A 16648-nucleotide genomic window follows, 5' to 3' on the forward strand; every position below is an offset into this window, starting at 1 on the left:
CCATGCAGATCGCGTTCGACAATTCCTATGCCCGCCTGCCGTCGCGCTTCTTTGCGCCCTTGGCTCCGACTCCCGTGGCCGATCCTGCCATGATCGCGTTGAACGCGCCCCTTGCCGAGGCTCTTGGCCTCGATCCCGAGGCGCTTCGCCGCCCCGACGGTGTGGCGATGCTGGCCGGAAACAGGGTGCCCGACGGCGCGACACCGCTGGCGCAGGCCTATGCCGGGCACCAATTCGGCGGGTGGGTGCCGCAACTAGGCGACGGGCGGGCGATCTTGCTGGGCGAAATCCTCGACCGGACCGGGCAGCGGCGGGATATCCAGCTCAAGGGCTCGGGCCCGACGCCGTTTTCGCGGCGGGGCGACGGGCGCGCAGCGCTTGGGCCGGTGCTGCGGGAATATATCGTGTCCGAAGCCATGCATGCCTTTGGCATCCCAACCACGCGGGCACTGGCGGCGGTCTTGACGGGTGAACCGGTGCAGCGGGAGCGGGCGCTTCCCGGGGCGGTGCTGACCCGTGTCGCCAGTTCGCACATCCGCGTCGGCACGTTCCAGTTCTTCGCGGCACGCGGCGACGAGGAGGCGCTCAAGGCGCTTGCAGGTCATGTCATTGCACGGCACTACCCAGAGGCGGACACCCCCCTGGACCTGCTGACGGCAGTCGTGGCGCGGCAGGCGCGGCTGATCGCGCAGTGGATGGGCGTGGGGTTCATCCACGGCGTGATGAATACCGATAACATGTCCGTCGCGGGGGAAACCATCGACTATGGCCCTTGCGCCTTCATGGACGGCTATCACCCGGACACGGTGTTTTCCTCGATCGACCGGATGGGTCGCTATGCCTATCGAAAGCAGCCCGAAATCGCGGTCTGGAACCTTGCGCAATTTGCCACCGCGCTGTTGCCGATCATGGGGATGAGCCACAAGGATGCCGTCGCTGTCGCCACCCGCGCGGTCGAGGGCTTCGCCGACCTGTTCGGCACCGCGTGGGAAGCGGTCTTCGCTGCCAAGCTCGGGTTGGCGGATCTGGATGAGGATGACGGCGGGCTGGCCTATGACCTGCTGATGCGCATGGCCAAGGGGCGGGCGGACTTTACCCGCACATTCCGGGCGCTGTCAGGGGCCGATCCGACAGCCGCGCGCGAGGAATTCGTCGACCCGGCCACCTTGGACGCATGGCTGCCCCGCTGGCAGGCGCGTCTGACAGCAAAGGGCGCGGACGCATCCGTGCGGCGCGCCCGCATGAGCGCCGCGAACCCCGCCTTCATTCCCCGCAATCACCGCGTGGAAGAGGCCATCGCCGCCGGGCTGACAGGTGATTTCGCCCCGTTCCACCGATTGACAGAGGTGCTGTCGCGCCCCTTCGACGATCAGCCCGAAGCCGCAGACCTGACCCTTGCCCCAACCCCGGATCAGGAGGTGCGCCAGACCTTTTGCGGCACCTGATTACTCCTTGCGGCGGAACCTGCGAAAAAGGCGGCGGTTGAGCGTCACGAACTCATCCACCATCGCCCCGACCGAGCCGAGCGCACGACCCTTGAGGTAGAGCGCCCCCAAGCCGCCACCAAAGCCCGCGCCGATCACATCGACGATCAGGTCGCCCATGGTGTCGGGCAAGCCCGATTTCTGCATGTTGAGTCCGAAGGCCTGGTCCATGGAAAATTCGAAAATCTCCCACAAGACACCGAACGTGATACCGATCGTCGCCGCCAATAGCCCCATGGCCCATGCCGGCGCGGCGTAGGCGTCGCCCTCGAACAGGATGAACACGACCAAAAAGCCTGCCAGCCCGAACCCAATGGCGGACAGCCCGTGCAGCGCTATGTCCCACCACCAGACCCGCTCGTAGAAATCGAACGCCTCTCCAAGGAAGATCGACGCGAAGACGAAGATCACCACCAGCGCGACCAGGCTGCGCGGCAGACGAATATGCAGGCGCGAGGCCATGAAAAGCGGCCCCATCGACAGCATCAGGGTGGACGCCGCAACAAAGGCGGCCGTCCAGCGTCCGGTCAGCAGTGCCGCAAGGATCTCGATGCTCAGACCGGTCCAGATCAGGTAGGTGATCCGGCTTTGGTTTTTCAGCGTTTGCATGGTGTGGCCCGTCGGCTTTCGGCCCCGTGACGATAACGCACGGGCCGCCACGCGCAAGGAGGGGCTTGCCACGGCGCAGGGGCGCGGCACACTGGAGCCATGCCCTACCCCGCCCCGCCAGATCCGGCCCATATCCGCGTCGCCAGCTACAACATCCGCAAATGCATCGGGCTGGACCGCCGTCGCAACCCGCATCGCATCGCCCGGGTGGTTGCGGCGCTTGGCGCGGACGTGGTGGCCCTGCAAGAGGCCGACAAACGCTTGCCGCCCCGCCCCGCTGCGCTGTCTGCAACCGTGATCAGGGACGAGGCCGGGATGACGCCTGTCGATGTGGCTGAAACCCGTGTCAGTCTTGGCTGGCACGGCAATGCACTGCTGCTTGGGGCGGGCTGGACGCTGACGCATCTCGATCGCCTTGCCCTGCCGGGGTTGGAGCGGCGCGGTGCGCTTGTGGCCGAATTGGACGGCCCCAAGGGCACGCTACGGGTGGTGGCCACGCATCTGGGCCTGCGGCGGCGAGACCGGCAACGGCAAATGACCCTGATCATGGCTGCCCTGAACGCGCGATCCGGGCCACCGACAGTCTTGATCGGCGATCTCAACGAATGGTCGCCACAGGCCGGGTTTGCCCCGCTTGATCCGTTTTTCACCCTGCACCGCCCCGGCCGCAGCTTTCCTGCGCGCCGCCCTTTGGCGGCGCTTGATCGGGTGGCCACCGGGCCGGGGCTGTCCTTGGTGCAAGCCGGTGCCTGCCGCTGGGGCGAGGCCGGGCGCGGCTCAGATCACCTGCCTATCTGGGCGGACCTTTCACGGGACGGTTGATCAGCAACAGCCCCGCACAGACCAGCGCCAGCGCGATCAGGATGCCGGGCCCGACCTGCTCGCCCAGCACCAGCCAGCCAAGCGCCACCCCGAGGATCGGTGTCAGAAAGCTGAAGGACGCCACAGACGAGGCGGGATAGATCGTCAGCAGCCAGAACCAGAACAGGAAGCCGAGCGAGGCCACCGCCACCACCTGGAACAGCAGCAAACCGAAGTGATAGGGCTGCAAGTCGCGGATCAGCGGCCCGAAAAGCGGCGAAATCAGCAGCAGGATTGGGGCAGAAACCATGAGTTGCCACAAAAGCTGCATCTCGGGCCGGGTCTGCCGCACCGCGCCAAGCCGCGCCACCAGTGCGATCCCGCCCCAGCAGAACGCCGCCCCCAAAGCCAGCGCATCACCCAGCAACGAGGCCTCGCCCGCCCCACCCCGATTGAACACCGCGATAGCGACGCCCACCACGGCCAGCCCCTGCCCTGCCAGTTTCATCGGCGACATTTTCTCGCCATCCAGCAACCAGTGGGCGGCGAACCCCAGCCAGACCGGCATGGTGTAGAACAGGATCGACGTCCGCGCGACGGTGGTCCAGTCAAGCGCAAAGAAGAGACAACAGAATTCCAGCGAGAAAAGCAGCCCCAGCAACAGGCCTGAAGGCCAGGTTCCGGGGCGGATTCGGATCGGCACGCCGCGCAGCTTCATCCACAACACCATGACGATCAGCGCCCCGAGCGAACGCAACCCCGCCATGAACACCGGCTGAAAGCCCGTATTGCCAAGCTTGATGGCCACCTGATTGACGCCAAGCACGATGGCAAACAGCGTCAGCGACACCGCCCCAAAAAGGTCGATTGATGATTTCCGCTCCATGCCGAGCCCTCCTGCCTGTGGTGCCCACAAGCCCCGGACAATCGGCGCTGTCAAGCCGGGGACCCGCATGGTAAACCGGGCCAAGTCTTTCTTTGGCGTGGATTTCCTAGATGAATCTTCTGCAAATCACCTCGCTTCTGATCGTGCTGGCGGGGGCCTTCGGCGCGGTGAATTACCTGTTCCTTAAGCTGCCCGCAGCAATCGGAATCCTCGCGGTCGCACTGGCCGCGTCGCTGGCCACGATGGCGCTTGATGCGGTCGTGCCGGGATTCGCGATCGACGATCAGCTCCGGCTGCTGGTGTCCGAAATCGACTTTTCCCAAGCACTTCTGGAAGGCATGCTCGGCCTGCTTCTCTTCGCCGGGGCGCTGCATGTGAAGCTGGAGGATCTGGCCGGGCAGTGGCGGGTGGTGGCGCTTATGGCCACGATCGGCGTCGGGCTGTCCACGGTGATCATCGGCACCGGGTTTTCCTGGCTGACCGGGATGCCGTTCCTCGTTGCCCTCGTGTTTGGTGTCATCGTGACCCCCACCGATCCGGTGGCGGTGCTTGGGGTGCTGCGCGCGGCGCGTCTGTCGAGATCGCTGGAAACCAAGATCGCGGGCGAAAGCCTGTTCAACGATGGTGTGGGCTATGTCGTGTTTCTTGTCCTTGTCGGGCTCGCCTTCGCGCAAGGCGGCGGCCATGGCGGCGGCGCCGAGGCTGATCTGGCCGACGCGGCGCTGCTTTTCGCACAAGAGGCGCTTGGCGGTGCAGTCCTTGGCACCGCGCTTGGCTGGCTCACCTTCCGGGTGATGCGGCGGATCGACGACCCATCGCTGGAAGTGCTCCTGACCCTCGGCCTGGCCTTTGGCGGCTATGAACTGGCCATCGCGCTGCATGTGTCGGCCCCGATCATGGCGGTCGTGGCCGGTCTGCTGATCGGGCACACCGGCCCCAAGGGCGGTATGAGTGTTGCAACCCGCGCCCATGTAGACAGTTTCTGGTCCCTGATCGACGAAATCCTGAACGCGGTCTTGTTCTTGCTTATCGGGATCGAGGTGTTCGCGGTCGTCTTTTCAGAGGGCATCCTGCTGGCGGGGGCGGCAGCCATCGTTCTGGCCCTCGTTGCCCGTTTCGTGGCGGTGGCCCTGCCGATCTATGCGCTGAGCCCGTTCCGGGGCTTTTCGCCCGGCGTGATCCCGATCATGACATGGGGCGGGCTGAAGGGCGGGATTTCTGTCGCACTGGCGTTGTCCCTGCCCGATAGCGAGTGGAAGCCCCTGATCCTCGGCGCGACCTACATGATCGTGGTTTTCTCGATCATCGTACAGGGCCTGACGGTTGGAAACCTCGCCCGCCATCTGGGCCGCGAACCGGAGCTTGACCTCGATCCATGAGGGGCGCAAAGCCACGGTCCGCCAACGGAGCCTTTCCCATGCACGACAACCTGCGCGGCATCTTGTTGATGACCCTGTCGATGGCCGCCTTCGCGCTTGGAGATGTCGGGGTCAAGAGCCTGTCCGGCATCGTGCCGCCGGGGCAGATCATGGGCACGATGGGGGCCGTGGGGACGCTGATCTTCGCCCTCTGGACACGGGCGCGCGGCTTGCCGCTGTTCCCGCGAGAGGTTTTCCACCCCGCCGTGGGCCTGCGTTTTCTGGCTGAAATCGTGGCGGGGACCGGCATGGTTCTGGCGATCACGCTCAACCCGCTATCGCTGGCCACCGCCATCTTGCAAGCCGCACCGCTGGTGGTGACGATGGGGGCCGCCCTGATCTTTGGCGAACGCGTCGGCCTGCATCGCTGGAGCGCGATCCTGACCGGGTTGGTGGGCGTGCTGGTGATCCTGCGGCCCGGATTGGCCGGCTTCAACCCTGACACGATCTGGGTGATTGTCGCCATGCTCGGCCTCGCGTTCCGCGATCTGGCGACCCGCGCCGCGCCCAAGGGATTGAACAATCTGCAACTGGCGACCGTGGGGTTCTTTGCACTGGTGCCGACCGGCCTGCTGGTCACCTCGTTCACCGAGCCGCCGCTCTGGCCGGGCGTGGTCGGCTGGGGCTGGCTTGGGTTCACTATCCTGGCCACCGTCGCGGGCTATTACACCATCACCGCCGCCATGCGCGTAGGAGAGATCGGTGCCGTAACCCCGTTTCGCTATTCGCGGCTGATCTTCGGGATGATCCTTGGCATGACGCTGTTCGGGGAACGGCCCGATGGACTCGCCTATCTGGGGGCGGCAATGATCCTGTGTGCGGGGCTTTATTCCGCGTGGCGAGAGCGGTTGCGCCGCTAGTGCTCATTCAAGGCGCATATAACGCCCATCACGCAAATTCATGACGGCTGCTGCAATCGCGCTTGCGCCACGGCGCGCTTTGCGGTTGGCATGTCCGCACCCCCTTCCACAACCGCCAAGGCCCAGATGAACAACCTCAACGGCATCCTGCTGGTCGTCGCAGCCATGGCCGCCTTTACGGCGGAAGACGCGATGATCAAGATCCTGTCGGGGTGGTTTCCGACCGGGCAGATCCTGATCTTTCTGGGGATCGGCGCGAGCATCGTCTTTGCCCTGCTGGCGACCCTGCGCCGCCAATCGCTGCTGGCCCGTGCCGCGTGGCGCCCGGCCCCGCTGATCCGCGCTGCGTCGGAAGCGGTGGCAGCGACGGCCTTCGTCACCTCGTTGTCGCTGGTCGATATCTCGGTGGTCGCCGCCGTGTTTCAGGCCACTCCACTGGCCATCACCATGGGTGCTGCGCTGTTTTTCGGCGAACAGGTCGGCTGGCGCAGGTGGACGGCGATCGGCCTTGGCTTTACCGGCGTCCTGCTGATCATTCGACCGGGGCTGGCGGGGTTCGAACCGGCAGCGCTGTTCGTGCTGGTCAGCGTAGGCGCTGTCGCTGTGCGCGACCTGACCACACGGCTGGTGACAAGGGATGTCAGCTCGCTCGTGGTATCGTTTCAGGGTTTTGCGGCGGTGATTGTTGCGGGCGCCCTGCTGTTGCCCTTGCAGGGCGCAAGCCTGATCGCGCCCGAGCCGCAGCAGCTATGGCTGGTGGCGGGGACGCTGATCTTTTCGGTCACGGGCTACTACGCCATCGTGCAGGCGATGCGGGTGGCCGATGCGTCGGCGGTTCAGCCGTTCCGCTACACGCGCCTGATCTTTTCGATGATCGCGGGCATCCTCGTATTCGGCGAACGGCCCGACGCCCTGACGCTTCTCGGCGCGGCGCTGATCATCGGCACCGGGCTATATACCTTCTTGCGCGAACGCGCCCTTGTGCGGGCCGCGCGGCGGGCTGCGGCGTAAAGTCTCAAGCTGCCGCTGTTGGCGCAAACAGTCGGCCACCGGCGCGCAGTAGCCCATGAAACAAAGGCCGTTAGCGCTACCATTGACCGTTTACTTTCGGCTGGTCCCTGCTATAGCTCTGCGCGACCCCTTCTCTATTTCAAGGATCCGATCCTATGAGCATCATCATCGACATCATCGGCCGCGAAATTCTCGACAGCCGGGGCAACCCGACGGTCGAAGTCGACGTAATCCTGGAAGACGGCACCATGGGCCGCGCCGCCGTGCCGTCGGGTGCGTCGACCGGTGTGCATGAGGCCGTCGAAAAGCGGGACGGCGACAAGGCGCGCTACATGGGCAAAGGTGTGCTGGAAGCCGTGGCCGCCGTGAACGGTGAACTGGCCGAAGCTCTGGTCGGCTTTGACGCCACCGAACAGGCCGCCATCGACGCCGCGATGTGTGAGCTGGACGGAACCGAGAACAAGGGCCGCCTTGGCGCCAACGCCATCCTTGGCGTGTCGCTGGCGGTGTCCAAGGCCGCCGCCGATTATACCGGCCAGCCGCTTTATCGCTATGTCGGCGGCACCTCGGCCCGTGTTCTGCCCGTTCCGATGATGAACATCATCAACGGCGGCGAGCACGCGGACAACCCGATCGACATTCAGGAATTCATGATCATGCCGGTCAGCGCGGACAATATCCGCGACGCGGTGCGCATGGGGTCGGAAGTCTTCCACACCCTGAAGAAAGAGCTGACGGCCGCAGGCCTGTCCACCGGGCTTGGCGACGAAGGCGGCTTTGCCCCCAATCTGGGCTCGACCCGCGAGGCGCTCGATTTCATCCTGAAATCCATCGAAAAGGCGGGCTACAAGCCGGGCGAAGACATCTTCCTGGCCCTCGACTGCGCCGCGACCGAGTATTTCAAGGACGGCAAATACGAGATGGCCGGGGAAGGCATCTCGCTGACCGCCGCAGAAAACGTCGGCTACCTCAAGGCGCTGGTGAACGATTACCCGATCATCTCGATCGAGGATGGCTGCGCCGAAGATGACTGGGACGGCTGGACCCTGCTGACCCGCGAACTTGGCGACAAGATCCAGCTTGTGGGTGACGACCTCTTCGTGACCAACCCGGCCCGTCTGGCCATGGGGATCGAGCGGGACGCGGCCAACTCGCTGCTGGTCAAGGTCAACCAGATCGGCACCCTGACCGAGACGCTTGCCGCTGTCGAACTGGCACACCGCAACCGCATGACCTGCGTGATGAGCCACCGCTCGGGCGAGACCGAGGACGCCACCATCGCCGACCTCGCCGTGGCCACCAACTGCGGCCAGATCAAGACCGGCTCGCTGGCGCGGTCCGACCGGCTGGCGAAATACAACCAGCTGATCCGGATCGAGGAAATGCTGGGCGAGACCGCTGAATACGCAGGCCGCTCGATCCTGCGCTAAGCCACCCGAAATCCCGGAATGGGCCGGCCCGCACGGGGCTGGCCTTTTCATCTGGGCCATGGCCGCAAGCCATCTGCGATCAGCCCTGGGAACACCGTGATAGCCAGCCGTGCGGCGGTGTTGAGCCCGTCACCCGCCTGCCCCTTGCGCCGATTGCGCATCCAACCATTCCTCTCACCGTCAGCGGCACGGCCCCAAAGAGCACCGCAGGGTCCAGATTGGCTAGGGGGCGACCTGCCGACCAGCCCGCAATGGTGCCGATCGCAACAAGGCCGGTCCGAGCGTGATCTTGGACCCGCCATGTCCAGCCCTTTCCAAACGCGCTGGCCAGTTTCGTTGACGCCACGCCCCGTTTGACAGCCCCTGCCCCACCCGCTTTCATTCAGGCTGGGAGGACTCGGGCCATGCCCCTGCATATTCTGATCATTCTCGTGGTCGGCGGCATCGCGGGCATCGCGATGTTGACTCATGTCTTTGGCCTGTCCAAGCCGTTGCGGTTCGAAACAGACGAGCAGGCCCGCGCCGCTTGGCTGCGCAGTTGGCCCGAGGACCGGATCACCGACATTCATCTGGCCCCCGATGGCACCGCCGCCCTGATCGAAACGGACCATGGCCCCGGCGTGGTCTTCCCGATGGGCGCCGACAGCAGCGGCCACCGCATGACCGGGGCCGAGGCGCGAGAGACCGCCAGTGGCCTTCGCCTTACGTTCCACGATTTCGGCACGCCGCGTCTGGACGTATGCCTGCCCCCCGAGGCCCGCAACCATTGGCGCCAGATCATAACGGAGGCCACATGACCGCAGATCTGACCTATCCCGACGTGGTGCAATGGGCGGTGCCCTTCTTCATCGCCGCGATCCTGATCGAGCTTCTGTGGATCGTTACCAAGGGCCGTGGCGGACGCTACGAAACCCGCGACGCCGTCACATCGCTGATCCTTGGGGCGGGCAACGTGGCCAGTGGCATCGCGCTCGGCTTCATCGCCTGGGGCTTCTTCATGGTGCTGTGGGACATCACGCCGCTCGACCTTGGCACAAGCTGGTGGGTCGTGGCGCTTTGCTTCGTGCTGGATGACCTGCGCTATTACTGGGTACACCGCTTCGGCCATCGTATCAGGTGGGTCTGGGCCAGCCATGTGAACCACCATTCCAGCCAGCACTACAACCTGACCACGGCGCTGCGCCAGACGTGGACCTATACCTTTACCTTCATGATGGTGGTGCGCGCGCCCCTGATCCTGCTGGGCTTTCACCCGGCCATGGTGCTGTTCGTGGGCGGGCTGAACCTGATCTACCAGTTCTGGATTCATACCGAGGCGATCGGAAAGCTGCCCCGATGGATCGAGGCGGTGATGAATACCCCCAGCCACCATCGCGCCCATCACGGCCGCAACCCGCGCTATCTGGATTGCAACTATGCCGGTGTGTTCATTATCTGGGACAGGATGTTCGGCACCTTTGTGCCAGAGATGGCGGAGGACCGCGTCGATTACGGCCTCGTCCACAACCTGGGCACGTTCAACCCATTGCGCGTGGCGTTCCACGAATGGGTTGGCCTTTTCAGGGACGTGACCCGGAAGGGCCTGACATGGCGCGAACGACTGATGTATGCCGTTGCACCACCGGGCTGGAGCCATGATGGCAGCCGCCAGACCTCGGACGGGATCAAGGAAAGCCACCTGATGCGCCACCCGGAGGACCGGGGGACGCCGGGGTTCTAGCCACAGCAGGCAGGGCCTTGGACCTGGGCGGGATCAAGCGCCCCGAAACCGCCCCTGCCGGTAGGGGGCCAACAGCCCGGCGAACCGATCCCCGCCCATGACGTCATCGGCCACCGCCTCTCCGGTCACGGCGGCGAGCGTGACGCCGGAATGCATCACCGCAAGGGTCAGCCCCTCGGGGCCGGCCGCCCCGATCACCGGCAGACCGTCCCCCGGCACCGGACGGTTTGCGACCAACACCTGTTGCCAGCGCAAATCCACGCCCGGCAGCAACGCACGGGCCGATGCCAACGCCTCTTCCGCCAGGGCCTCGGGCGCTTTCGCCAAAACCTCGCTGCTGTCGGATTGATGCGAAACCGATGTGGGCGCCAGAATACGTCCCTGCCCGTCTTGCCGCAATTCCCGCTCGGGCGTCACGACGATGCGGTCGAGAACCGGTGCAACCGGTTGGCTGACCATCAACGCGCCCGGCCGACGCAGCATCGGCAGGGGTGCGCCGAACGGCGCGACAAGGTCCGGGCTGCGATTGGCTGCAGCGACGATGATATGGTCGGCAGGGATATCGCCCCATTGCGTCCGTAGCCCCGTCACCCGGTCAGCCCGCGTGGTGATCGCCTCGGCCCGCACACCGTAAGACACCCGCGCGCCAAGGTCTTGAGCGCGCGACAGCAAAGCGGCTGCAACGCGTGCGGCATCCGCCGCGCCCTCTGCGGGAAAGGCCAGCGCCTCTGTCGCGGTGCAGGCCACATGCGGCAGGCAGGCGCGGATCTGATCGCGTGTCAGCCGGGTCAGGCGATAGCCAAGCCCGACCAGATCGGCCTCTTGACGGGCCAGTGCATCGCCCTGCGCTTCCCACGTCACCGATCCCGGCCAGCTCAGCCCGTCGAGCGCGCCCAAACGATGCCATGCGGCAATGCCTTCGGCGCGCAGGCGGAAGTGATCGGCGTCGTGATAGAAGCTCGCGTTGATCCAGCCAAAGGAACATCCGGTGGCCGCCGAGGCCGGGCCAGCGGCAGCCTCGACCACCTGCACCTCGGCCCCGGCCCCGGCCAGACGGTTGGCAATTGCGGCGCCCAAAATGCCTGCCCCGATCACGATGGTTTTCATGGCGCGTCCTCCAGCCTAAGGTTTCGCCAGAAGCTTATCCGCAGACACGGCAGGAGCAACCCGCATGACCGCAGACGAGATCATCGCCACGCTTCAACTGGCCCCGCACCCCGAGGGCGGCCACTACCGCCAGACATGGGTGGCAGAAAACGACGGGCGCCCCACGGGGACTTGCATCTATTTCCTGCTGAAAGCGGGCGAGGCGAGCCATTGGCACCGTGTCGATGCAGCGGAAATCTGGCTCTACCATGCTGGCGCGCCCTTGGCCCTGTCGATCAGCGAAACGGATGAAGGACCGGCGCGATATCACCTGTTGTCCCCGGATCTGACGAAGGGGCGCCCGCAAATCCTCGTACCGCCGCATCACTGGCAAGCAGCGCGCAGCACCGGCGACTGGACCCTCGTGTCCTGCACGGTCAGTCCCGGCTTTCGGTTCGAGGGGTTCGAGCTGGCCGCGCCCGGGTTCGACATTCCGAGGGCCTAGGATGGATCACAAGACCGCCCTCGCTGCTCTCTCGCCCGCCCGCAAGGCGGCTTTGACGCAACGTTCCGACCGAGAGGGTCTGCGCCATCTCGCCGGGCATGTCGGGGCGATGTTCCTCTGTGCTCTGCCGATCCTGATGGGCTGGCCGGGTTGGCCCCTGGCGCTTCTGCCACTCGGCATCCTGACGGTGTTCCTGTTCACGCTCAGCCATGAATGCACACACTACACCCCGTTCCGCAGTCGCTGGCTGAATGACGTCGTCGGCCACGTCGTCAGCCTGCCGCTGGTGCTGCCTTTCACATGGTTTCGCTACTACCACCTCGCCCACCACAAGTTCACCAATGACCCTGAGCGCGATCCGGAGCTGGAGGGCGGTCCGCGCCCCGAAACATGGACGCAGTTCCTGATCCACCTCAGCGGCTGGGGCTATTGGCGTGGGATGGTCCGAACCCTGTTGGCCAATGCCGTTGGCCGCATCGACGCGCCCTATTTGCCTGTCCGCCGACATGGTGCGATGCGGCGCGAGGCGCGGATACTGCTGGCCCTGTATGCAGGGAGTCTTGCCAGCCTGATCTGGTCGCCGCTGGCACTGTGGCTCTGGATCTTGCCGTCGCTGATCGGGCAGCCGTTCCTGCGGCTCTACCTGCTGGCCGAACATGGCCGCTGCCCGCCTGTCGCCAATATGCTGGAAAACTCCCGCACCACCTATGCTGGCTGGCCGGTGCGCTCTATCGCCTGGAACATGCCGTTTCATGCCGAGCATCACAGCTTCCCCAACGTGCCCTTTCACAAGCTGCCCGAGCTGAACCGCGATCTTGCACCGCTGCTGAAAAGCACGTCAGACAGCTACCCGGCCTTCGCGCGGGAATATGTGCACACCCTTGGACCGTGAGGGGTAGCGGTGGACCGCGAGGGCGGTCCGTCCAAAATGAGACGCGCCTACCCCTTTGGCCGACTGATCCGCCCGCCGCCCACCTGCGCGGCCACGCCCGTGGTCATCGGCCCCGAGGTCGACATCTTTCGCGCGACCCGCACCGCGAGGAAGGCAAAGGCCTGCGCTTCCAGCATGTCGCCATCAAGGCCCACGTCCTCGACCGGGATCACCGGACAGGGCAGCGCCTTGGCCAGCCCCCGCATCATCGCCGCATTGTGCCGCCCGCCGCCACAGACCAGCACGCGGGCAGGGGGCGCGGGGAACAGCGTCATCCCATCGGCCACGCAAGCCACGCTCACCGCCACAAGGGTTGCCGCCGCGTCGGCATCGTTTAACCCGCTCACTTTCGCTGACAGGTCCGCAAAATCATTCCGATCCAGGGACTTGGGAGGCATTCTTGACAGGAAGGGCCGCGCCAAGGCCGCTGCCACCACTGCGTGATCCACCTGCCCCGACAGCGCAAGCGTGCCGCCCTCGTCCCGCGCCATGCCGCGACGGCTGCGCAGAAGGTCATCCAGCGGCGCATTCCCCGGCCCGGTATCAAAGGCCAGAACCGCGCCATCCTGCTCTGGTCCCGCATAGCGGGGATCGACCCATGTCAGGTTGCCGACCCCGCCTAGATTGAGGAACACGAGCGGCGCACTCGCCCCGATCCACTGCGCACAGGCAAAATGATAATAGGGCGCCAGGGGCGCGCCCTCGCCGCCCAACTGCACATCTGACGACCGGAAATCCCAGACCACCGGCAGACCCAGCACATCGGCCAGCACTTGCCCGTCGCCCGCCTGATGGGTGCCACGCCCCTTGGGATCATGGGCCAGCGTCTGGCCGTGAAACCCGACCATCTTGGCCCCGGACAGGCGCGACAGCACGGCGGCATGGGCCGTCTCCACGACCTCTGCCGCCTGATCCACCCCATCCTCTCCCGGCCACCGCCCAAGCGCGGCGCGGATCGCCTCTCTCTCCGCGTCGCGGTAGGCGCGATAGTGCGTTTCACCGAAGGCGACGATGCGTCGCCCATCCGTCAGGAGCATTGCTGCATCGACGCCGTCCAAAGAGGTGCCCGACATCGCCCCTGCAACCCATATCGGCCCTTCCATCGCTCGTCCCTTCCCGGTATCACCGCGCCACCGATAGAATGGACGGACGTGACATGACCTACCACCCCAAATCCGAGTTCCTGCGCGTGATGATCGAACGTGGCTTTCTGGCCGACTGCACCGATTATCAGGGCCTTGACGAAACTCTGATCACGGGCGTGGTGCCGGCCTATATCGGCTTTGACGCGACGGCCAAGTCGCTGCATGTCGGGTCGCTGATCCAGATCATGATGTTGCGCTGGCTGCAAAAGACGGGGCACAAGCCGATCACGCTGATGGGCGGCGGCACCACCAAGGTGGGCGATCCCAGCTTTCGCGCCGATGAACGCCCGCTTCTCAGCCCCGCGCAGATCGACGACAACATCGCCGGGATCGGCAAGGTCTTTGCCCAATACGTGACCTATGGTGACGGCCCGACAGATGCGCTGATGCTGAACAATGATGAATGGCTGGCGGACCTCAACTACCTCGATTTCCTGCGCGACATCGGGCGGCATTTCTCCGTCAACCGGATGCTGAGTTTTGAAAGCGTCAAGTCGCGCCTCGACCGGGAGCAATCGCTCAGCTTCCTCGAATTCAACTACATGATCTTGCAGGCCTACGATTTCCTGGAATTGAACCGCCGTTACGGCTGTCGGCTGCAAATGGGCGGCTCGGACCAGTGGGGCAACATCGTCAACGGCATCGACCTGACGCGCAGGGTGCTGGACAATGAGATTTTCGGCCTGACCTCTCCGCTTTTGACCACCTCGGACGGCAAGAAGATGGGAAAGAGCGCGGATGGCGCGGTGTGGCTCAACGCCGAAATGCGCTCGCCCTATGAATTCTGGCAGTTCTGGCGCAACACGACCGACGCCGATGTGGGCCGGTTCCTCAAGCTCTATACCGAATTGCCGATCGAAGACTGCGACCGCCTCGGTGCCTTGGGCGGGTCCGAGATCAACGAAGCCAAGATTGTATTGGCCAACGAGGTCACGGCGCTGCTGCACGGGGCCGAGGCGGCGGCAGCGGCAGAAGCGACCGCGCGCGAGGTGTTTGAAAAGGGCGGCATGGGCGACGATCTGCCAACGCTGTCTTTGACCGCCGCAGAGATCGGCGAGGGAATTTCCATCGTCCAGCTCATCACCCGCTCGGGCCTGTCAAAATCGGGCAAAGAGGCGAAACGGCTGATTTCCGACAATGGCGCCCGCCTGAATGACGCACCTCTGACCGACTCGGGCCTGATGATCACCGCCGCTGATCTGGCCGAGCCGTTAAAGCTCTCGGCTGGCAAGAAGCGTCACGCCCTGGTGGTGTTGCAAGGCTGAAGGACGGCACACGCCCGCGCGCGGCGCAGGACCGGACTGGATCGGGCCCGCCATGGCCCGGCGATTTTGTGATAACGCCGCCAGGCGGGCACTGGCACACCGATCAAGGGAGCCATGTGCCCGCCCGAGGGCGGCCTCGTCAGCGCATTCCGAGCGCTTCTTTATACATTTCCAGAACTGCCTCTTCCTCGGCGATGTCATCGGGTTCGCGCTTGCGCAGCGCGATCACCTTGCGCATGACCTTGGTGTCATAGCCCCGGCCCTTGGCCTCGGCCATCACCTCTTTCTGCTGGTCTGCAATGTCTTTCTTTTCCATTTCCAGCCGTTCGTAGCGCTCGATGAACTGACGCAGTTCATCTGCGGTCACGCGGTAGCTGTCGGGGGGGGACGTCATTTCATCCATCGGCCTGCCTCATTTGACGGATTTCACCAGTCTGTTGATCTATCCGCCCTGCCCGCCCCCCGCAAGCCTTGCAGCCCCCCCGTCAACCGGCTAGGCCATTCCCCGCATGATCAACGCGGAGGAAGCGGGCGGATGGAATGGCTTGTCTGGCTTGGAGCGGGGCTGACGGCGGCAGGGCTTATCCTGATCGGCTGGTGTATTCGCACCGCGTTTCGCGTGCGCAAGGCGAACCTGCCCGATGAAGAGATGCGCGCGCGGCTGCAACGGGTCGTCGTGCTGAACATGGTGGCGCTTCTGGTCTCTGCGCTCGGCCTCATGTCGGTGGTGATCGGGGTCTTTCTCGCCTGAGGCGGATGCGCGCCCCTTCAGGGCTGCAATCGCGCAGCCCCAAGAATCAGGCCCGGCCCCGCCATCTGCACGAGGACCACGACCGGACCGGACCGATCGTCGTCCAGTTCCATCTCGAAGGGCGACTGCCCCGACCAATGGTCAAGCTGCATCCAGTCAGTGACCACGTTGCTATATTCCACCGTCCGTCCGGCATTCTCGCCGCGCCGGATTTCGACCGTTTCTTCCGGGTGGTAACGCACCAGTTGCACCAGCATCCGCGGATCGTCAAAGGCCATGCTGGCGCGCGCGGCAATACGCAGCGCACCAGTGCGGGTCCGGGTCAGGCGCACCTCGACGGGATACTCGACCTCGCGCAATTCCATGATGTGTTCGGCCACGTCCATCGGTTCATAGCCGACCACACGCTCGACCCCGCCGACGATCATCTGCGGCGTGTAGACCATTCGCTGGCCAGCCGCACGGGCGTAGGATTGCTGGCGATAGGTGAACTGGGACGAGGCGAAGGTATCCGCCCACCCGATATAATCCCAGTAATCGACATGCAGCGACAGCGCGATCACATCCGGTCGCGTGGCCAGTTCCGCCAGCAGCGCATCGGCGGGTGGACACGCCGAACAGCCCTGCGAGGTGAAAAGCTCAACCACGACCGGGCTGTCGGCACGGGCCACAGGTGGCAACAGCGTTGCCAGCCCGACGGCAATACAGGCGATGAAATAGCGCATGGCGGTCTGAGTATTATCCCT

18 protein-coding genes are annotated in these 16648 nt (G+C 64.9%); 12 read left to right on the top strand and 6 right to left on the bottom strand.

All coding sequences use genetic code 11. The annotated features are described in order from the left end of the window. Positions 1 to 2: 2 nt before the first annotated feature. On the top strand, positions 3 to 1445 hold the full coding sequence (locus BKY27_RS05195) for a protein adenylyltransferase SelO (protein WP_071673380.1): 1443 nt from the start codon (positions 3 to 5) through the stop codon (positions 1443 to 1445). On the opposite strand, the gene BKY27_RS05200 is transcribed toward BKY27_RS05195, so the two are convergent. Continuing rightward, positions 1446 to 2093, bottom strand: coding sequence for a hypothetical protein (locus tag BKY27_RS05200; RefSeq protein WP_071673381.1), 648 nt, complete (start codon positions 2091 to 2093; stop codon positions 1446 to 1448). A 99-nt stretch (positions 2094 to 2192) separates the two neighbouring features. Between BKY27_RS05200 and BKY27_RS05205 the strand changes: the two genes are divergently transcribed. After that, a complete protein-coding gene (locus BKY27_RS05205; RefSeq protein WP_071673382.1) occupies positions 2193 to 2915 on the top strand; it encodes an endonuclease/exonuclease/phosphatase family protein in 723 nt (240 codons plus the stop codon). On the opposite strand, the gene BKY27_RS05210 is transcribed toward BKY27_RS05205, so the two are convergent. Next, entirely contained in the window at positions 2884 to 3780 is an 897-nt protein-coding gene (locus BKY27_RS05210) for a DMT family transporter (protein WP_071673383.1), read from the bottom strand. The two genes, BKY27_RS05205 and BKY27_RS05210, sit on opposite strands and share 32 nt — an antisense overlap. A gap of 110 nt (positions 3781 to 3890) precedes the next feature. On the opposite strand from BKY27_RS05210, the gene BKY27_RS05215 reads away from it, so the two are divergent. The 6 genes from BKY27_RS05215 to BKY27_RS05240 all read left to right on the top strand — a co-directional run bounded on the left by BKY27_RS05215 (position 3891) and on the right by BKY27_RS05240 (position 10219). After that, the gene (locus BKY27_RS05215; RefSeq protein WP_071673384.1) at positions 3891 to 5159 is read left to right on the top strand and encodes a cation:proton antiporter; all 1269 of its coding nucleotides are present in this window, start codon (positions 3891 to 3893) and stop codon (positions 5157 to 5159) included. Between the two features lie 38 nt (positions 5160 to 5197). Further along, entirely contained in the window at positions 5198 to 6058 is an 861-nt protein-coding gene (locus BKY27_RS05220; protein WP_071673385.1) for a DMT family transporter, read from the top strand. 126 nt (positions 6059 to 6184) lie between these two features. Beyond that, positions 6185 to 7069 carry a DMT family transporter gene (locus BKY27_RS05225; protein ID WP_071673386.1) on the top strand — a complete coding sequence of 295 codons (885 nt, stop codon included), beginning with the start codon at positions 6185 to 6187 and terminating at the stop codon, positions 7067 to 7069. Between the two features lie 155 nt (positions 7070 to 7224). Further along, positions 7225 to 8499, top strand: coding sequence for a phosphopyruvate hydratase (gene eno / locus BKY27_RS05230; RefSeq protein WP_071673387.1), 1275 nt, complete (start codon positions 7225 to 7227; stop codon positions 8497 to 8499). A gap of 404 nt (positions 8500 to 8903) precedes the next feature. Then, positions 8904 to 9296 carry a hypothetical protein gene (locus BKY27_RS05235; RefSeq protein ID WP_071673388.1) on the top strand — a complete coding sequence of 131 codons (393 nt, stop codon included), beginning with the start codon at positions 8904 to 8906 and terminating at the stop codon, positions 9294 to 9296. Next, a complete protein-coding gene (locus BKY27_RS05240) occupies positions 9293 to 10219 on the top strand; it encodes a sterol desaturase family protein (protein WP_071673389.1) in 927 nt (308 codons plus the stop codon). The genes BKY27_RS05235 and BKY27_RS05240 overlap by 4 nt, the downstream gene beginning before the upstream one ends. 33 nt (positions 10220 to 10252) lie before the next feature. Here BKY27_RS05240 and BKY27_RS05245 read toward each other — a convergent pair whose 3' ends face one another. After that, positions 10253 to 11326, bottom strand: a complete 1074-nt coding sequence (locus BKY27_RS05245) for an NAD(P)/FAD-dependent oxidoreductase (protein ID WP_071673390.1) — start codon at positions 11324 to 11326, stop codon at positions 10253 to 10255. A 64-nt stretch (positions 11327 to 11390) separates the two neighbouring features. On the opposite strand from BKY27_RS05245, the gene BKY27_RS05250 reads away from it, so the two are divergent. Together BKY27_RS05250 and BKY27_RS05255 are read left to right on the top strand one after the other, a co-directional pair. Next, complete coding sequence (locus BKY27_RS05250; protein WP_071673391.1) at positions 11391 to 11810, top strand: cupin domain-containing protein; 420 nt, start codon at positions 11391 to 11393, stop codon at positions 11808 to 11810. Between the two features lies 1 nt (position 11811). Continuing rightward, the gene (locus BKY27_RS05255; protein WP_071673392.1) at positions 11812 to 12702 is read left to right on the top strand and encodes a fatty acid desaturase; all 891 of its coding nucleotides are present in this window, start codon (positions 11812 to 11814) and stop codon (positions 12700 to 12702) included. Positions 12703 to 12749: 47 nt separating this feature from the next. Here BKY27_RS05255 and BKY27_RS05260 read toward each other — a convergent pair whose 3' ends face one another. After that, the gene (locus tag BKY27_RS05260) at positions 12750 to 13844 is read right to left on the bottom strand and encodes an anhydro-N-acetylmuramic acid kinase (RefSeq protein ID WP_071673393.1); all 1095 of its coding nucleotides are present in this window, start codon (positions 13842 to 13844) and stop codon (positions 12750 to 12752) included. 53 nt (positions 13845 to 13897) lie between these two features. Here BKY27_RS05260 and tyrS point away from each other — a divergent pair, with 53 nt between their 5' ends. After that, the gene (gene tyrS, locus BKY27_RS05265; protein WP_071673394.1) at positions 13898 to 15151 is read left to right on the top strand and encodes a tyrosine--tRNA ligase; all 1254 of its coding nucleotides are present in this window, start codon (positions 13898 to 13900) and stop codon (positions 15149 to 15151) included. 139 nt (positions 15152 to 15290) lie between these two features. On the opposite strand, the gene BKY27_RS05270 is transcribed toward tyrS, so the two are convergent. Further along, the gene (locus BKY27_RS05270) at positions 15291 to 15554 is read right to left on the bottom strand and encodes a DUF2312 domain-containing protein (protein WP_071673395.1); all 264 of its coding nucleotides are present in this window, start codon (positions 15552 to 15554) and stop codon (positions 15291 to 15293) included. Between the two features lie 132 nt (positions 15555 to 15686). Here BKY27_RS05270 and BKY27_RS05275 point away from each other — a divergent pair, with 132 nt between their 5' ends. Then, the gene (locus BKY27_RS05275) at positions 15687 to 15902 is read left to right on the top strand and encodes a hypothetical protein (RefSeq protein WP_071673396.1); all 216 of its coding nucleotides are present in this window, start codon (positions 15687 to 15689) and stop codon (positions 15900 to 15902) included. 17 nt (positions 15903 to 15919) lie between these two features. On the opposite strand, the gene BKY27_RS05280 is transcribed toward BKY27_RS05275, so the two are convergent. Continuing rightward, positions 15920 to 16627 (bottom strand): DUF1223 domain-containing protein, encoded by a 708-nt coding sequence (locus BKY27_RS05280; protein WP_071673397.1) that lies wholly within the window; start codon positions 16625 to 16627, stop codon positions 15920 to 15922. Between the last annotated feature and the right edge of the window lie 21 nt (positions 16628 to 16648).

Origin of the sequence: Nioella nitratireducens, from assembly GCF_001879715.1 — a bacterium.
GTDB classification, from domain to species: Bacteria; Pseudomonadota; Alphaproteobacteria; order Rhodobacterales; family Rhodobacteraceae; genus Nioella; species Nioella nitratireducens.